This is a genomic window from Demequina lutea, from assembly GCF_013409005.1.
GTDB classification, from domain to species: Bacteria; Actinomycetota; Actinomycetes; order Actinomycetales; family Demequinaceae; genus Demequina; species Demequina lutea.
In genome coordinates, this window is the sequence record NZ_JACBZO010000001.1 from 1945861 (window position 1) to 1960215 (window position 14355).

The 14355-nt window shown below is 65.2% G+C and carries 16 protein-coding genes; 2 read left to right on the plus strand and 14 right to left on the minus strand.

Annotation, left to right across the window (positions count from 1 at the left end; translation table 11 throughout):
* Nucleotides 1-41: 41 nt before the first annotated feature.
* Complete coding sequence (locus BKA03_RS09435) at nt 42-341, minus strand: LysM peptidoglycan-binding domain-containing protein (protein ID WP_179398075.1); 300 nt, start codon at nt 339-341, stop codon at nt 42-44.
* A 192-nt stretch (nt 342-533) separates the two neighbouring features.
* Between BKA03_RS09435 and lexA the strand changes: the two genes are divergently transcribed.
* On the plus strand, nt 534-1232 hold the full coding sequence (gene lexA, locus BKA03_RS09440) for a transcriptional repressor LexA (RefSeq protein WP_062075825.1): 699 nt from the start codon (nt 534-536) through the stop codon (nt 1230-1232).
* A gap of 63 nt (nt 1233-1295) precedes the next feature.
* Here lexA and BKA03_RS09445 read toward each other — a convergent pair whose 3' ends face one another.
* The 3 genes from BKA03_RS09445 to hflX are packed head-to-tail and all read right to left on the minus strand — an operon-like array spanning nt 1296 to nt 5026.
* Nucleotides 1296-1523, minus strand: a complete 228-nt coding sequence (locus BKA03_RS09445; protein WP_062075824.1) for a hypothetical protein — start codon at nt 1521-1523, stop codon at nt 1296-1298.
* A gap of 39 nt (nt 1524-1562) precedes the next feature.
* On the minus strand, nt 1563-3536 hold the full coding sequence (locus BKA03_RS09450; protein WP_238579455.1) for an ATP-dependent DNA helicase: 1974 nt from the start codon (nt 3534-3536) through the stop codon (nt 1563-1565).
* A complete protein-coding gene (gene hflX / locus BKA03_RS09455) occupies nt 3533-5026 on the minus strand; it encodes a GTPase HflX (RefSeq protein WP_062075823.1) in 1494 nt (497 codons plus the stop codon). Before hflX ends, BKA03_RS09450 begins: the two co-directional genes overlap by 4 nt.
* A gap of 86 nt (nt 5027-5112) precedes the next feature.
* Between hflX and BKA03_RS09460 the strand changes: the two genes are divergently transcribed.
* Entirely contained in the window at nt 5113-5739 is a 627-nt protein-coding gene (locus tag BKA03_RS09460; RefSeq protein WP_373366731.1) for a class I SAM-dependent methyltransferase, read from the plus strand.
* Nucleotides 5740-5781: 42 nt separating this feature from the next.
* On the opposite strand, the gene dapF is transcribed toward BKA03_RS09460, so the two are convergent.
* From dapF to pgsA, 10 genes are all read right to left on the minus strand, one after another.
* A complete protein-coding gene (gene dapF / locus BKA03_RS09465) occupies nt 5782-6669 on the minus strand; it encodes a diaminopimelate epimerase (protein ID WP_062075821.1) in 888 nt (295 codons plus the stop codon).
* Nucleotides 6670-6678: 9 nt separating this feature from the next.
* Nucleotides 6679-7620: a tRNA (adenosine(37)-N6)-dimethylallyltransferase MiaA gene (gene miaA / locus BKA03_RS09470; protein ID WP_062075820.1), complete on the minus strand. Its 942-nt coding sequence runs from the start codon at nt 7618-7620 to the stop codon at nt 6679-6681.
* Entirely contained in the window at nt 7617-9098 is a 1482-nt protein-coding gene (gene miaB, locus BKA03_RS09475) for a tRNA (N6-isopentenyl adenosine(37)-C2)-methylthiotransferase MiaB (protein ID WP_062075819.1), read from the minus strand. Before miaB ends, miaA begins: the two co-directional genes overlap by 4 nt.
* A gap of 20 nt (nt 9099-9118) precedes the next feature.
* Nucleotides 9119-10582, minus strand: coding sequence for a ribonuclease Y (rny, locus tag BKA03_RS09480; protein WP_062075818.1), 1464 nt, complete (start codon nt 10580-10582; stop codon nt 9119-9121).
* A 9-nt stretch (nt 10583-10591) separates the two neighbouring features.
* The gene (locus BKA03_RS09485) at nt 10592-11110 is read right to left on the minus strand and encodes a regulatory protein RecX (RefSeq protein ID WP_062075817.1); all 519 of its coding nucleotides are present in this window, start codon (nt 11108-11110) and stop codon (nt 10592-10594) included.
* Between the two features lie 18 nt (nt 11111-11128).
* Complete coding sequence (recA, locus tag BKA03_RS09490) at nt 11129-12250, minus strand: recombinase RecA (protein WP_083971913.1); 1122 nt, start codon at nt 12248-12250, stop codon at nt 11129-11131.
* A 274-nt stretch (nt 12251-12524) separates the two neighbouring features.
* Complete coding sequence (locus tag BKA03_RS09495; protein ID WP_062075816.1) at nt 12525-12758, minus strand: DUF3046 domain-containing protein; 234 nt, start codon at nt 12756-12758, stop codon at nt 12525-12527.
* Nucleotides 12759-12764: 6 nt separating this feature from the next.
* The gene (locus BKA03_RS09500; protein ID WP_062075815.1) at nt 12765-13091 is read right to left on the minus strand and encodes a helix-turn-helix domain-containing protein; all 327 of its coding nucleotides are present in this window, start codon (nt 13089-13091) and stop codon (nt 12765-12767) included.
* Between the two features lie 83 nt (nt 13092-13174).
* Nucleotides 13175-13657: a CinA family protein gene (locus BKA03_RS09505; protein WP_062075814.1), complete on the minus strand. Its 483-nt coding sequence runs from the start codon at nt 13655-13657 to the stop codon at nt 13175-13177.
* Entirely contained in the window at nt 13647-14249 is a 603-nt protein-coding gene (gene pgsA / locus BKA03_RS09510; RefSeq protein WP_062075813.1) for a CDP-diacylglycerol--glycerol-3-phosphate 3-phosphatidyltransferase, read from the minus strand. Before pgsA ends, BKA03_RS09505 begins: the two co-directional genes overlap by 11 nt.
* Between the last annotated feature and the right edge of the window lie 106 nt (nt 14250-14355).

Here is a 14355-nt window from a genome sequence, read left to right on the forward strand (position 1 = left end):
TGTCCCACGGACTGCGCCCGTGGCCCACCCGGAACGGGACCTCAGCCGTAAATCGGCACGAGCAGCTGATCGCCTGGCCGAATGTTCGCCGAGTCGAGCAGGTTCATCGACTTGACCGTCTCAACTGTGTCGCGCACATCGCGAGACGCGGGAGTGATCGACTGTGCGATGGACCACAGCGTTTCGCCCTCGGCGACGACGTAGGTGTTCGAGCCGGAGGACGCCGACCCGCCTTGCGCGAATGCTTGCGGGGCGACCACAAGTGCAACGACGGCCAAAACGAGCACCGCCGCCCACCGACGTGCCCTCATCTTTGCGGTCTTCACGACACGAATACTCATGATCACTCCTCTCCACTCGAACACATGTTCGTCGAACACTTGTTCTATTTCTAGCACCCCTGGCCGACACGCACAAGTATTTCTCGAACACCTGTTTGATTTCGGGGGCATATTGCCCTACCGTCGACAACTAGAGGACCACAAGGGTCTGACACCGGCCACGTCCGGAGTCGGCCACAAAGGAGGAGCGGCATGTCAGCGGAAGGCCAAGACGCGACTATCCACGAGTTCCCCTCGCCGCACGGCGACATCACCGACAGGCAGCGCCGCATTCTTGAGGCGATCCGCGACTCGGTGACCACACGCGGCTACCCACCGTCGATGCGCGAAATCGGGGAGGTTGTCGGTCTCACGTCGAGTTCCTCGGTGAAGCATCAGCTCACCGCGCTGCAGGCGAAAGGGTTCTTGCGTCAGGACCCGAACAGGCCGCGCGCTCTCGAGGTCGTCATGCCGGAAGACGACACCGATGTCGTGTCCCTCGCCTCCGCTTCACACTCGACGATGGTTGATGACGACCGTGTGGTGCAGGTCCCCCTCGTCGGCCGCATCGCAGCCGGCGGACCGATCCTCGCCGACCAACAGGTGGAGGATATCTTCGCTCTCCCCCGTCAACTCACGGGAGACGGCGAACTGTTCATGCTCAAGGTGTCGGGCGATTCGATGATCGACGCGGCCATTTGCGACGGCGACTGGGTGGTCGTCAGACGTCAGAACGATTCCGAGAACGGCGACATCGTCGCGGCCCTGCTCGACGACGAGGCCACGGTCAAGACGCTACGGCGCCGAGACGGCCAGGTGTGGCTCATGCCGCATAACCCGGCCTACACGCCCATCGATGGCACGCACGCGCAAATCATGGGCAAGGTTGTCTCGGTCATGAGGCGCCTGTAGGTCGTCGGCCGTGCGCGGCAGGCGTTGCACGCACGCCGCTGACGCACAGGAGCCGGAGACGTCCTACTCTTTGCGCCACGATTCTTGCCAGTGGAAGCCGCCCATGATCGCTTGGCTCATGGCCCTCATGGCGTTGGCGATCGTGACTTGGTACACCCGCGACTCATCGGTAACCGCTTGATCAGCGAGGGCGCGGCTCGACCGTTCAAAGTGCGCAAGGTACTCCGCGAAGCGCTCCCTTTCGGCACGCTGGCCCCGCTCAAAATCGGCGGACGGCACGTCTTCTGTCATCGGTAAATTACCTCCACGGTCAGGGTACGAGAACCGGCACTAGTTCGGCGCGACCACACGCGAGGCGTCGGCCGATGCGACCTCGTCGAGGCGTCGCAGCGCACCCAATACGGCATCGCGGTCGGTGGTCACCCACATCGGCGGGAGGGACTTGGTCAGGAAGCCCCGATAGCCCGCAGTAGCGAGCCGGGGGTCGAGCACTGCGACCACTCCCCTGTCGTCGACCGATCGAATGAGTCTGCCCGCACCCTGAGCAAGCAGGAGCGCGGCATGGGTCGCGCTCACCGCGAGGAATCCATTGCCGCCTGAGCGCCCTACCGCCTCAGTCCTGGCCTGCGAGATGGGTTCGTCGGGGCGCGGAAAGGGAATCCGATCAATGACAACGAGGCTCGCGGTCGCGCCTGGGACGTCGACACCCTGCCACAGGGTCGTAGAACCAAACAGGCAGGCGCGTGGGTCCTCGGTAAACTGGCGCACCAAGGTGGGGACCTGGTCGTCCTTTTGGTACATCACGGGCACGTCAAGCCGCTCGCGCATCGCCTCGGTAGCCATCAGGGCCGCCTTGTGGGACGAGAACAGGCCGAGAGTTCGCCCCCCGGCCGCCTCGATCAGCGCGGCCAGCTCATCGAGCGCCTCATCGGAGATGCCTCCCATTCCTGGGCGCGGCAGGTGAGCCGCGACGTAGAGAATTCCCTGCTTGGCGTAGTCGAACGGGCTGCCCGCGTCGAGGGTCTCCGGATCCACCACGCCGAGGTGCCTCGCCACCGCATCAAAACCGCCACCCAAAGCGAGGGTCGCCGAAGTGAACACCGCGGGCTTGTCGGTAAGTAGCTTGTCCGAGATCACCCCCGACACGTTCAGGGGCGCCGTGAGTACTCGCTCGGGAGTGACGGCGTCGTAGTCGCCGTCCGCCGAGGCCAGCCACACGACGAAGTGGCCGGCATCAGCCTGGAGCTCCCCGCACACGTCGACGATGTCGGTCAGCGCGGCGCTCGCCATCTTGACACCAGCCCCAGCGTCCTTGGCTCCCCCTGCTTCCTTGGACAGCTTGGTGACGGCGCTGAGGGCCTCGCGCGCCCCCGCACGCACCAGCTCGATGGCCTCGGCGAGCGCGGGCGACGGTCCACCGCGCAGCAGCCCGATGCGTTCCTCCCCCAACGCGCCGTCGAGAGCGCGAGCTGCCCTGTCGAGGTGCTCGGCGAGAACGCCGATCCGTCGTGCCCTCGTCGACGCCCGTTCGACGACCCTGGGCGTCAATTCGTGCGTCGCGGAGGACGTGATCCTGGAAACCAATTCATGCGCCTCGTCGACGATCAAGGCGTCATGCTCGCCGAGCATGTCGTGACTCGTCGCCTGAACGCCGAGCACGGCGTGGTTGGTCACCACAATGTGAGCGCGTGCGGCGTGGTCCCGCGATCGCTGCGAGAAACACTCCGCCGCAACGGGGCAGCTGCCCTCGAGACACTCCCGGCCGGATACCGACACCTGCGCCCAAGCGCGCGGAGACACTCCCGGCACGAGGTCGTCGCGGTCCCCCGTATCCGTGGCTTTCGCCCACTCGTGGAGCCTCGCCACCTCGCGCCCGAGTTCGGATGTGGGACCGAGGGGCAATGCTCCAGCGGGCTCCTCGTCGGGGTACCCGCCGCCCATCTTGTGGACACAGAGGTAATTGCTCCTGCCCTTGAACAACGCGGTCGTGGCACGCGAGCCAAGTACCGGTTCGAGCGCGTCGATGACCGCGGGCAGGTCCTTGGAGAACACCTGGCGCTGCAGCGCGAGCGTGGCGGTAGAGACGACGATGCGTTCCTTGTGCGTGATCGCCCTGGCCACCGCAGGAACGAGGTACGCCAGGGACTTTCCGGTTCCGGTTCCCGCCTGGACAAGAAGGTGCTCCCCGTCCTCGAGCGCCTTGGCGACGGCTTCCGCCATCGATTCCTGGCCCTCGCGGCGTTGGCCTCCCACCGAGGCGATCACGTCCGCAAGCAGCGCACGCACGTCGTTCGTGTCCGTCACAGCGCGACGACGGCCTCGTGGATGCGGGCCGCAAGCGAGTCCGTGACGTCGGCCACCAAGTGGTAGCCGTCGTCGGCGTGGGTCTCGCTGACGACCTCGCCCGCCCTGTGGGCCTCGCTCACCAGGTCACCGCGAGTGAAGGGCAACACCACGTTGACGCGCACGGGTGGACGCGGAAGCATCTCGCCCACTCTGAGCAACAGCGCGTCAAGTCCCTCTCCGGTGAGCGCGGATACCTCAATCGATGGCTCGCGGCGTCCGCGCAGCCTCAGCAGGACATCGGGCTCGGCAACATCGACCTTGTTGAACACGAGGAGTTCGGCGACCTCGTGGGCCCCAGGCACGTCGGCGAGGACCTCATGGACGGCCAGAATCTGGCCTTCAGGGTCGGGGTGCGAGGCGTCGACCACGTGGAGCACGAGGTCGGCGTGGGTCACCTCTTCGAGAGTAGACGCAAAGGCCGCAACCAATTGGTGCGGAAGGTCCTTCACAAAGCCGACGGTGTCGGAGACGGTGATGTCGCGGCCGTCCGGCACGTGGGCCTTACGCACCGTCGGGTCGAGCGTGGCGAACAGCGAGTTTTGTACCAGCACGCCTGCACCGGTCAGGCGGTTGAGGATGGAGGACTTGCCTGCGTTCGTGTACCCGACGATCGCGACGTTCGGAATTGCGAGCCGGTTTTCGCGTCGCACCTTGCGCGCGGGTTCCATGTCCTTGATCTGCCTGCGCAGTTGCGCCATGCGCGTGTGGATTCGCCTGCGATCGAGCTCGATCTTGGTCTCACCTGGCCCGCGAGAACCCATGCCCGCGGCCGCGCCGCCCACCTGGCCACCCGCCTGCCGCGACATCGACTCGCCCCAGCCGCGAAGGCGAGGCAACAGGTACTCGAGCTGTGCGAGCTCGACCTGAGCCTTGCCCTCTTTGGACTTGGCGTGCTGGGCGAAGATGTCCAGAATCAGCGCGGTGCGGTCAATGACCTTGACCTTGACCACGTCTTCAAGTGCACGACGCTGGCTCGGCTGCAGCTCATCGTTGACGATCACCGTGTCCGCTCCGGTGGCCTTCACCACGTCGCGAAGCTCGATCGCCTTGCCCTTGCCGATGTACGTCGCGGGGTCGGGATGCGGCAGACGCTGAAGCATGCCGTCGAGAACCTCGGAGCCTGCTGTTTCTGCGAGAGCGGCGAGTTCCCTCAACGAGATCTCGGCGTCCTGGGCGGTCCCGCGGGACCACATGCCCACCAAAACAACCTTCTCGAGGCGCAGTTGCCTGTATTCGACCTCGGAGATGTCCTCAAGTTCGGTCGATAGCCCCGCGACGCGGCTTGAGCCCTCGCGCTGTTCGCGGTCAAATTGATCCCCGTCGTAGTCGGTGCGAACGTCGCCGCCCGCCGCGACGGCCGTGCCCGCGCGTGACAACACGCGGTCGATCACTGAATCGATCGATCGCGGCTCCGGCTCGACCGCATCTAATTCGTTTTGCTCAGGCATAGTGGTCCATTGTCTCACTCAGGCGGACGGCGCGGGTCTGGCGCTTCCGGTTCCGCAATCCCGGTCGAGCACTACGCTTGTGGCCCGTGGACCACTATTTCTCGGCCAGTCCGGCATCGGCCGACGAGCGGCGCACCATCAGCGTGACCCTCGATGGGAGAGGCTTCACGCTCGAGACCGCTCCGGGCGTGTTTTCGTCCGGGCGAATTGACCTGGGCACGACCGTGCTGCTCGACACCGTTGGCGCACCGCCAGCGGGTCAGGTGCTCGACCTCGGCTGCGGCTGGGGTCCCATAGCCCTCACAGCGGCCCTGCGCGAGCCGGAAGCCACCATTACCGCACTCGACGTCAATGAGCGTGCACTCGACCTCCTGACGCGCAACGTGGCGCGCGTGAAGGCCACTGCGGACCTTGCGCACGTGGCGCCCACCCTCGCCGACGCGATCGACCCCGACCTGCGCTTCGATGCCATCTGGTCCAACCCACCCATCCGCATCGGCAAGCAGGCACTCCACGAACTGCTCGCGGCGTGGCTGCCGCGGCTGGTCCCCGGAGGCGAGGCGTGGTTGGTGGTGCAGAAGAACCTGGGCGCCGACTCCTTAGCGAAGTGGGTTGCGGAGCAGACGGACGACGCCGGGGCTCCCTGGGGCGCGGTCGAGAAGGTCCGCTCGTCGAAGGGCTTCCGCGTTTTGGTGTTCACGCGCGCTGGCTGACGGCAGGAGCACGACCCAGCCGCACGACTCCGCCGCCCGACGCTACGGAACGGTCACTACCCCGTTGGCCACCAGCACCGCCGGGCCCTCAAGGGTCGTCCGATCACCCATCACACGCACGGTGACGAGACCGCCGGGTACCTCGACATCCCAGATATCTGGGCCTCCCGGACCCGCCCACAGCTTCACCGCAAGGGCGACGGCACACGCGCCCGTCCCACACGAACGTGTCTCCCCAGAGCCGCGCTCGTGGACACGCATGCGCACGCGACCGTGCGCCACGCCGTCAATGACCTCCCCGCCAAGCGTCACCGCAAATTCCACATTCGAGCCTTCCGGAGGGGTGGGCGCCACCGAGGGCGCCACCGTCAGGTCAAGGCCTTCAAGTTCCGCTGGCGAGGCGAGCGCCACGACGTGATGAGGGTTGCCCACGTCGACGCTGAGCGCCGGCCGCGCGGGGTTGAGGCCCTTCGCGTGAACCGTTGAGTCGAACGCCGCCGGCACGCCGGACGGCCCGTCCTCCGGGCCAAGGCGCCATGTGCCCATGCCTACCGAATATCTCCCTCCGCCAAGCGCCGTCACGGTGCGAGCACCCGCCCGGGTACCGATGATGATGCCGCCGCGCGCGTCCACTCCCCCGTCGCGCTCCAGGAATGCTCCGAAGACCCGCGCGCCGTTTCCGCACATCTCCGAAAGTGTCCCGTCCGAGTTCCAGTAGTCCATGAACCACATCGACTCATCGAAGTCTTTGCCAGCCTCCAAGGCGCCGGAGCGCACCGCCCTTATCACGCCGTCGGCGCCGATGCCCGCGCGGCGATCGCACAGATACCTGACCAGGTCTGGAGTGAGTTCGAGCTCGCCGCGCTCGTCAAAGAGCAACACGAAGTCGTTCTCCGTGCCGTGGCCCTTGGTGAAGGCGAGCGAAGTCATTCCCAAAGCCTACGCCGACGTCGAGGTCGCCTGAGCGGTCACGATCGCGAGCACTTCCCTTGCGGCACGATCCACATCGTCCCCGTCTCGCGGCCCCGCGACCCAGGTCACGCGTGGGTCCGGCCGGAACCACCTGTCTTGCTTGCGTGCCAGGCGTCTCGTGTTTCTCTTGACAAGCTCACGGGCCTCCGCCTCGGTTAGATCGCCGTCGAGGTAGTGCAGCACCTCCGCGTAGCCGACCGCCCTTCTCGCCGTCACGCTCTCGCGCAGGCCGCGCGCGGCGAGGCTCCGCACCTCTTCAACGAGACCCTGCTCCCACATGGCGTCGACGCGCGCCTCGATCCGCGCATCGAGCAACTCGTAAGGCAGCTCGAGCGCAACCTGTACGGCGGGAGCGAAGTACTCGTGTCGGGGAAGGGAACTCGTGTAGTCCCCCGCAAGCTCGATAATCTCGAGCGCCCTGACAATGCGCTTGGCGTTGCGCGGGTGGATCTTGGCGGCCGCCACAGGGTCCAACGCGGCCAGTTCTCTGTGGAGGATGCCGGGACCTTCCTCCTCCGCACGGGACTCCAGCCGGGCCCGGAGTGCGGGATCGGTGCCAGGAAAGTCGAAGTGGTCGAGCAACGCCCGCAGGTAGAGCCCGGAACCACCGACCACGATGGCCCTGCGCCCCCGCGCATGAATCGCGTCAATATCCTCGCGCCCGGACTCCTGGAAGTGTGCGACCGAGGCGTCTTCCCCCACCGTGAGAGTGTCCAGCTGGTGGTGCGGCACCCCTTGCCGGTCACCCAACGGCAACTTGGCCGTGCCGATGTCCATGCCCGCGTAGAACTGCATCGAATCGGAGTTGATGATCTCGCCGCCGCCCTCAATGAGCTGCGCGAGCGCCAGACTCACCGCCGACTTGCCGGTAGCGGTGGCCCCCACGACCGCGACGATCGGCTGCGTCACGTCGAGGCGACCCGCAGTCGCGGCAGGCCAAGCCCGACGGGACCGCCCGGGCCAGGAGTTCCGCACGAGTCAGGCTCGGGCCCGCCGCCTGCGGCACTCTCCCACGCATCGCCCGCGTGGGTACGGCGCACTTGATACGGACCCCCCGCGTGGGGATCCGCGATGAGGTGATGGGGCGCACCATGTGAAATGCGAACGGTGACCATGTCGCCTGGCCTGGGAACGTCGGCACCCTCGGGCACGGAAAAATGAACAAGTCGATTGCCCGGCTCGCGGCCGCTCATACGATCTCCCTTACCCTTGCGTCCCTCCCCATCGAGCACGAGCACCTCGACAGTGCGCCCTTCTAGCGCGACCGAGTCGCGCAACGTGATCTCCTCGTGGAAGGCGTGGAGTCGCTCGAAACGCTCCTGAACGACGGCCTTGGGGAGCGGTTCGAGATCGAATGCGGGGGTACCAGGCCGTGGGCTGTACTGGAAGATGTAGGCGCTCGTGAATCGCGCGAGCTCGACGACGCGCATCGTCTGGGCAAAGTCCTCCTCGGTCTCGCTGGGGAAGCCGACGATGATGTCGGTCGTGATCGAAGCGTCGGGCATCGCGGCTCGCACCTTGTCGAGAATTCCCAAGAACTTGTCCGAGCGGTATGAGCGGCGCATCGCGCGCAGAACGCTGTCGGATCCCGACTGGAGCGGCATGTGCAGACTAGGCATCACGGTGGGGGTCTCCGCCATCGCCTCGATGACGTCATCGGTGAAGGCCGCCGGATGGGGTGAAGTGAAGCGCACGCGCTCCAGGCCCTCGATCTCGCCACACGCGCGCAGGAGTTTGGAGAATGCTCCCCTGTCACCGAACTCGACACCGTACGAGTTGACGTTTTGGCCCAGCAACGTGACCTCGATGACGCCTTGCGCCACCAAGGCCTCGACCTCGGCGAGGATCTCCCCCGGCCTGCGGTCGCGCTCTTTGCCACGTAGCGACGGCACGATGCAGAAGGTGCACGTGTTGTTGCAGCCCACCGAGATCGAGACCCACGCCGAGGCGTGGCTGTCGCGGCGCGCGGGCAGCGTCGACGGAAAGACCTGAAGGGACTCATGGATCTCGACCTGGGCTGCCTCGTTGTGGCGGGCGCGATCCAGCAGCGCGGGCAGCACGTCGATGTTGTGCGTGCCGAACACGACGTCCACCCAAGGAGCCTTTTCGACGATCTCGCCACGGTCCTTCTGTGCGAGGCAACCACCTACCGCGATCTGCATTCCCGGCCGAGCCGCCTTGACCGGAGCGAGTTGACCCAGGTTTCCGTACAACTTGTTGGCGGCGTTCTCCCGAACCGCACACGTGTTGATAACGATGACGTCGGCTTCGTCGGCTCCCGCAGGCGCCGATACGTACCCGGCGCCCTCAAGGAGTCCGGCCATGTGCTCCGAGTCATGCACATTCATCTGGCAGCCGAGGGTCTTCACCAGGTAGGTCCGTGCCATTGCCGTCTGTGCCACCGTGCTCACGCCTGTCCCGCAACGAAATCCGCACGAGTCTCGCGGATCACCGTCACTCTGATCTCCCCGCCAAAGCCAAAGTCCTTCTCAATCTGTTCCGCGATCGTACGTGCCAGTTCTGCCGTCCCCGTGTCGCTCACCTTCGAGGGCTCCACCACAACGCGCAATTCGCGGCCTGCCGCCATTGCGAAGACCTGCGCCACGCCCTCATAGGCGATCACTAGCGCCTCGAGGGCCTCCATGCGCTCGACATAACCATCTACGTCGTCTCGACGAGCGCCCGGCCGCGAAGCGGACACCGCGTCTGCTATCTGAACGATGACCGCCTCGAGAGTCTCCTGAGGCACCTCGTCGTGGTGGGCGGCTATCGCGTTCACGACGTCAGCCGGTTCACCGGCCTCGCGCGCTGCGCGAGCACCCAGTTGTGCGTGAGTGCCTTCGCGAGTTCCCGTCATCGCCTTGCCGATGTCGTGGAGGAAGGCCGCACGCCTTGCCAATTCGACATCCGCGCCGACCAACAAGGCAATCGACCCCGCGAGAGTCGAGCATTCCACGAGGTGAGCCAGAACGTTTTGACTCAAGGACGTACGTAGCCGCAGTGCGCCGAGCAGTTCGAGGAGCGACAGCGGAATGGAACCCACGCCCGCCTGCTCCGCGGCCTCGAGTGCGGCATCCATGGCCCTACGCGGCGCATCTGCGGCAGCCTTCGCGTAGGCGCTTTCCACACGGTGAGGCTGAATGCGTCCGTCTTCGATGAGCGCTACGAGGGTCGCTACCGCAATTTCCCTGCGCTCGACGTCGAACGAGGAAAGGAGCACCGCGTTGACGCCCTCGTCGACAATCAAGTTGACGCCCGTCAACGCCTCGAAGGCCCGAATGTTGCGGCCCTCCCGACCAATGATGCGGCCCTTCATTTCCTCGGAAGGAAGTTCGATGCGCGTCACTGACGCCTGTGCGCTCGTGGGCGCAGCCTCGCGCTGCATCGCTTCAACGAGGACCTCGCGCGCACGCTTTTCGGATTCCGCCTTGGCCTTCTTGGCGTGCCGATGGGCATCGCGGGCAATGTCCGCCTCTACGACCGCCCTCAGGTGCGCAGTCAGTTCCTCCTTCGCTTCCGTGACGGTAAGCCCCGCGAGGGACGCAATCGCGGCCTCGTGCGCGGCCTCCAACTCGTCACGCCGGGAGACGAGCTTCTTCTCGTCTCGCGCCAATACCGCCACGCGCTCCTCGAGTCCGCGAGAGTACGTCTGCACATTGCGCTGGTCCTCGGCCAACTGCCGCTCACGCAACGCCACCCGCTCTTCCCGCTGTTGCGCCTCCGAGATCACATCTCGGGCCTCGTCGCGGATCTGTCTAGCCTCAGCCCGGGCCGAACTCCGCTCCTCGTTGGCTTCCTTGCGCGCACGGTTGACAACCAGCAGCGACGCCAAGAGCAGCACAAGCGTCGCAATAGTCACAATTGTCGACACGGCGCTCCCTCACAATGGTTCGGCTACCTCACTATCGGCACGTATCAAGTCTCGCACGACCCCGAACACCATTGATGCGGGGTATCCCTTGCGACCCAGGAACGCGGAGAGCCTTCGCACCTTTGCCTCAGAATTCAGGCCCGACATCCGTCCCCATTTCGACTCGGCAAGCGTCCTTGCCGACTCCAACTGAACATCCAGCGTGATGTGCTCGAGAGCAGACTCAATGTCGGTCTCGGCGAACCCCTTGCGCCGCAGTTCCGCCGCAATCACGCGGGGGGCCTGGCCCCGTTCCGCTTGCCGGGTCCGTGCGATCATCGCCGCAAGCGACTTGTCGTCGAGCAGACCGACCTCGATGTAGCGCGCGACGATGGCGTCTGCGACGGCGGGATCCACGTCCTTTGCGATGAGTCTTGCCCGCAAGTCCGCAGACGACCGTTGGGCCCGGTCGAGCATGGCCAGTGCCAACGCACGAGCGCGCTCGGCAGGATCCGTCGTGGAGGATTCCTGCCGAGCGCGTGTTGTCATGACTCGAAGTTGGGCCTCCTAAAGGGAGGACGCCTCCTTGGCCATGGCAGCTTCGATTGCGGCGTCGCCGATCGCGGCGGTGTCGACAGCCGCCGTATCACGCTTGCCCTTTGCGGGAACGTCAACCTCTTCGACCGCCACAACGGGGCCAATGTTCAACTTGTTCTTGATCTTGGTCTCGATCTCGATCGCGAGTGCCGGGTTGTCCTTGAGGAACTGGCGGGCGTTTTCCTTGCCCTGACCCAACTGGTCGCTTTCGTAGGTGTACCAAGCGCCGGACTTCTTGACGAAGCCGTGCTCCACACCGAGGTCGATAATTCCTCCCTCGGCCGAAATGCCGTAGCCATAAAGGATGTCGAATTCCGCTTGCTTAAAGGGCGGCGCCATCTTGTTCTTGACCACCTTGACGCGCGTCCTGTTGCCCACGGGCTCGTTGCCCTCCTTGAGGGTCTCAATGCGACGGATGTCCAGTCGCACGGAGGCGTAGAACTTGAGCGCCTTGCCGCCCGTTGTCGTCTCGGGCGAGCCAAAGAACACGCCGATCTTCTCGCGGAGCTGGTTGATGAAGATCGCGGTGGTCCCCGTGTTAGCAATAGCTCCCGTGATCTTTCGCAGCGCCTGCGACATGAGCCGGGCCTGGAGTCCCACGTGGCTATCGCCCATCTCGCCCTCGATCTCGGCCTTCGGCACAAGGGCCGCTACCGAGTCGATGACTAGTACATCGACTCCACCTGACCTGATGAGGATGTCGGCAATTTCTAGCGCCTGCTCACCGGTGTCGGGCTGGGAGATGATCAGGTTGTCGATGTCGACGCCAAGCTTCTTCGCGTATTCGGGATCAAGCGCATGCTCCGCATCGATGAACGCGGCAACTCCTCCCGCCTTCTGCGCATTGGCCACCGCATGCAGTGCCACCGTGGTTTTGCCCGAGGACTCGGGTCCGTATATTTCGACAACGCGGCCGCGCGGGAGACCCCCGATGCCGAGCGCGATATCAAGCGCGATCGAGCCCGTGGGGATGACGGCAACCGCGCGGCGCTCGCTGTCGCCCATGCGCATCGCCGAGCCCTTACCAAATTGCCTATCGATTTGGCCGAGCGCCGCCTCGAGCGCCTTCGTCCGGTCAGGTGCCTGTGCCATGTGCTTGTCCTTCGTCGCTCGTGCCCGCTTACGCTGGCTCTTGAACACCCGGGAGTGCGGTGTCTTACAGCACGACGCTATGACGCGCCTCTGACATTCGCGCCGCGGGCTCTCCTTTGGTGAGGAGCACCTCTGCCGCTACGTCTTGGGTACGACTGTAATCGAACGCGTGTTCGAACGAAGGCGACACGCCGTGTGTGTCACAAGCGGGGCTGCCGATCTGTCCGCTCCAAGTCCGCCGACCGCGCCACACAAGCGTTCCGGCGCCTCACTCCTAACGCCTAGGCGGAATGAGGCGCTTGACATCGACGCCCGACCTGACGGCAGGAGCGACGTCCATTTGATCGCACAGGGCGTGCCACACGTCCCGCGGCGCCACGCCGCGCTCGAGGGCCTCGTTGGCCGTGAGTGAGTCCAACGTGGTGAGCGCCAGCTGCTTACACAATGTGGGGGCGTAGGCATCGCCAAACGCCTCGACCACGGCCAAACGAAACTCCGACAACCGCACGTCGGGCTACTGCTTAATCGACCGCAGCAGTTCGGGGACCGTGTCAGGAATGGCCGGCATGACTGGCATGCGGCGCAGTGACCGGGTATCGATCAGACCCTCGGCCATCTCGAACCGCACAGACACCTCGCGGAGAATGGCTGACATCGGAACGTCCAGAGCCAAGCAGATCGAGGCAAGCAATTCGCTCGAGGCTTCCTTCTGTCCTCTTTCAACCTCGCTGAGGTACCCAAGGGACACACGGGCATCGGAGGAGATATCCCTCAAGGTTCTACCCTGTCCGAGTCGGGCGTCGCGAAGCACGTCGCCAAGTTCATTGCGCAGAATCGGCATTCGTGCTCCCTTCATAAGGCTGGAAACCTGCATGTACTCTCCAACGCAGACTACCGCAGTCCTGTTCCCGACCTGCGGAATTGCTACCGCGCATCCAGGGAAGACAGCGCCCGCGTCAGGTGATCGAGCGCGACTGCGACGGCCCCATGCATTACATCGTCACGATTCCCCTCAATGTAAACAGTCGTCACCAACTCAGGGCCCGGTCCCACGACCGCCACCACGACGGTTCCGGGTTCGCGCCCCCCATGCGGTTCGGGTCCCGCCACTCCCGTCGTGGCAACCGCGACGTCTGCGCCGAACAACCTGAGCGCTCCGCGCGCCATCGCAATCGCGACGGAGTGAGCCACCGGGCCCTCGCGTTCGATGAGCAGTGTGCTCACTCCCAAAGCGCCGACCTTGACCTCCGTGTGGTAGGCGACGATGCCTCCCCTCACCACTGCCGACGCTCCAGCTACGGACACGAGCGCCTCGCACACCGCCCCTCCCGTCAACGACTCCGCCGTGGCAAGGGTCACTCCGGCCCGCTTGGCAAGCTCGATGATGGCGGCCGCTTCAGGCGACATGACCGCCTTCGCCCATCGCGTCCGCGGTGTCGGCAACCGGAAACACGCGATGCCGCATGGCAATCCTCCCGATGCGCCATGCGTAATCGACGCCCGTCGCGACAGCAACCACAACCGACGCGTAAAGCACCCACAAGCCGACGGCGTCCACCCACGTGGTCTGGACCGGCAAGAGCAACATAGAGATCGCCAGAACCTGGAGCGCGGTCTTGAGCTTTCCTCCGGCCGAAGCGGGAATCACGACGTCGCGGGCAACAGCCAGCCGCCCGATCGTGACGCTGGCCTCCCTGATGGCCACCACGATGAGCGGCCACCAAGGCGTCTCCCCTCCGACGGCCAGCATGACGAGCGCGCCAAGCACCAGCGCCTTGTCCGCGAGGGGGTCGGCAAGCTTGCCGAAGGCAGAAACGACTTCCCAACGCCGCGCGAGATAGCCATCGAGCGCATCGGTCGCGGCCGCAAGCACGAACACGAGCCAGGCGATCCATCGCCATCGCTCTTGAGCACCGTTGTCGACGAGAAGGCACGCCACCATGACGGGGACGGCTAGCAGCCGCAACACCGTCAGCAAATTCGGAACCTCACGCACCACGTCATCACCCTAGCGGCGGCGCTACTGGTCACGGTGCCTTTGGGCCCGCCAGTTACCTGCATTGCCTGGGCATACTGTCGCCACGGCTCCGTGCGGCCCGGCGATT

Coding starts and splice junctions, on each gene's coding strand:
- BKA03_RS09435 (WP_179398075.1), bottom strand. CDS start 341: ATGAGTATTCGTGTCGTGAAGACCGCAAAGATGAGGGCACGTCGGTGG.
- lexA (WP_062075825.1), top strand. CDS start 534: ATGTCAGCGGAAGGCCAAGACGCGACTATCCACGAGTTCCCCTCGCCG.
- BKA03_RS09445 (WP_062075824.1), bottom strand. CDS start 1,523: ATGACAGAAGACGTGCCGTCCGCCGATTTTGAGCGGGGCCAGCGTGCC.
- hflX (WP_062075823.1), bottom strand. CDS start 5,026: ATGCCTGAGCAAAACGAATTAGATGCGGTCGAGCCGGAGCCGCGATCG.
- dapF (WP_062075821.1), bottom strand. CDS start 6,669: ATGACTTCGCTCGCCTTCACCAAGGGCCACGGCACGGAGAACGACTTC.
- miaB (WP_062075819.1), bottom strand. CDS start 9,098: ATGGCACGGACCTACCTGGTGAAGACCCTCGGCTGCCAGATGAATGTG.
- BKA03_RS09485 (WP_062075817.1), bottom strand. CDS start 11,110: ATGACAACACGCGCTCGGCAGGAATCCTCCACGACGGATCCTGCCGAG.
- recA (WP_083971913.1), bottom strand. CDS start 12,250: ATGGCACAGGCACCTGACCGGACGAAGGCGCTCGAGGCGGCGCTCGGC.
- BKA03_RS09500 (WP_062075815.1), bottom strand. CDS start 13,091: ATGCCGATTCTGCGCAATGAACTTGGCGACGTGCTTCGCGACGCCCGA.
- BKA03_RS09505 (WP_062075814.1), bottom strand. CDS start 13,657: ATGTCGCCTGAAGCGGCCGCCATCATCGAGCTTGCCAAGCGGGCCGGA.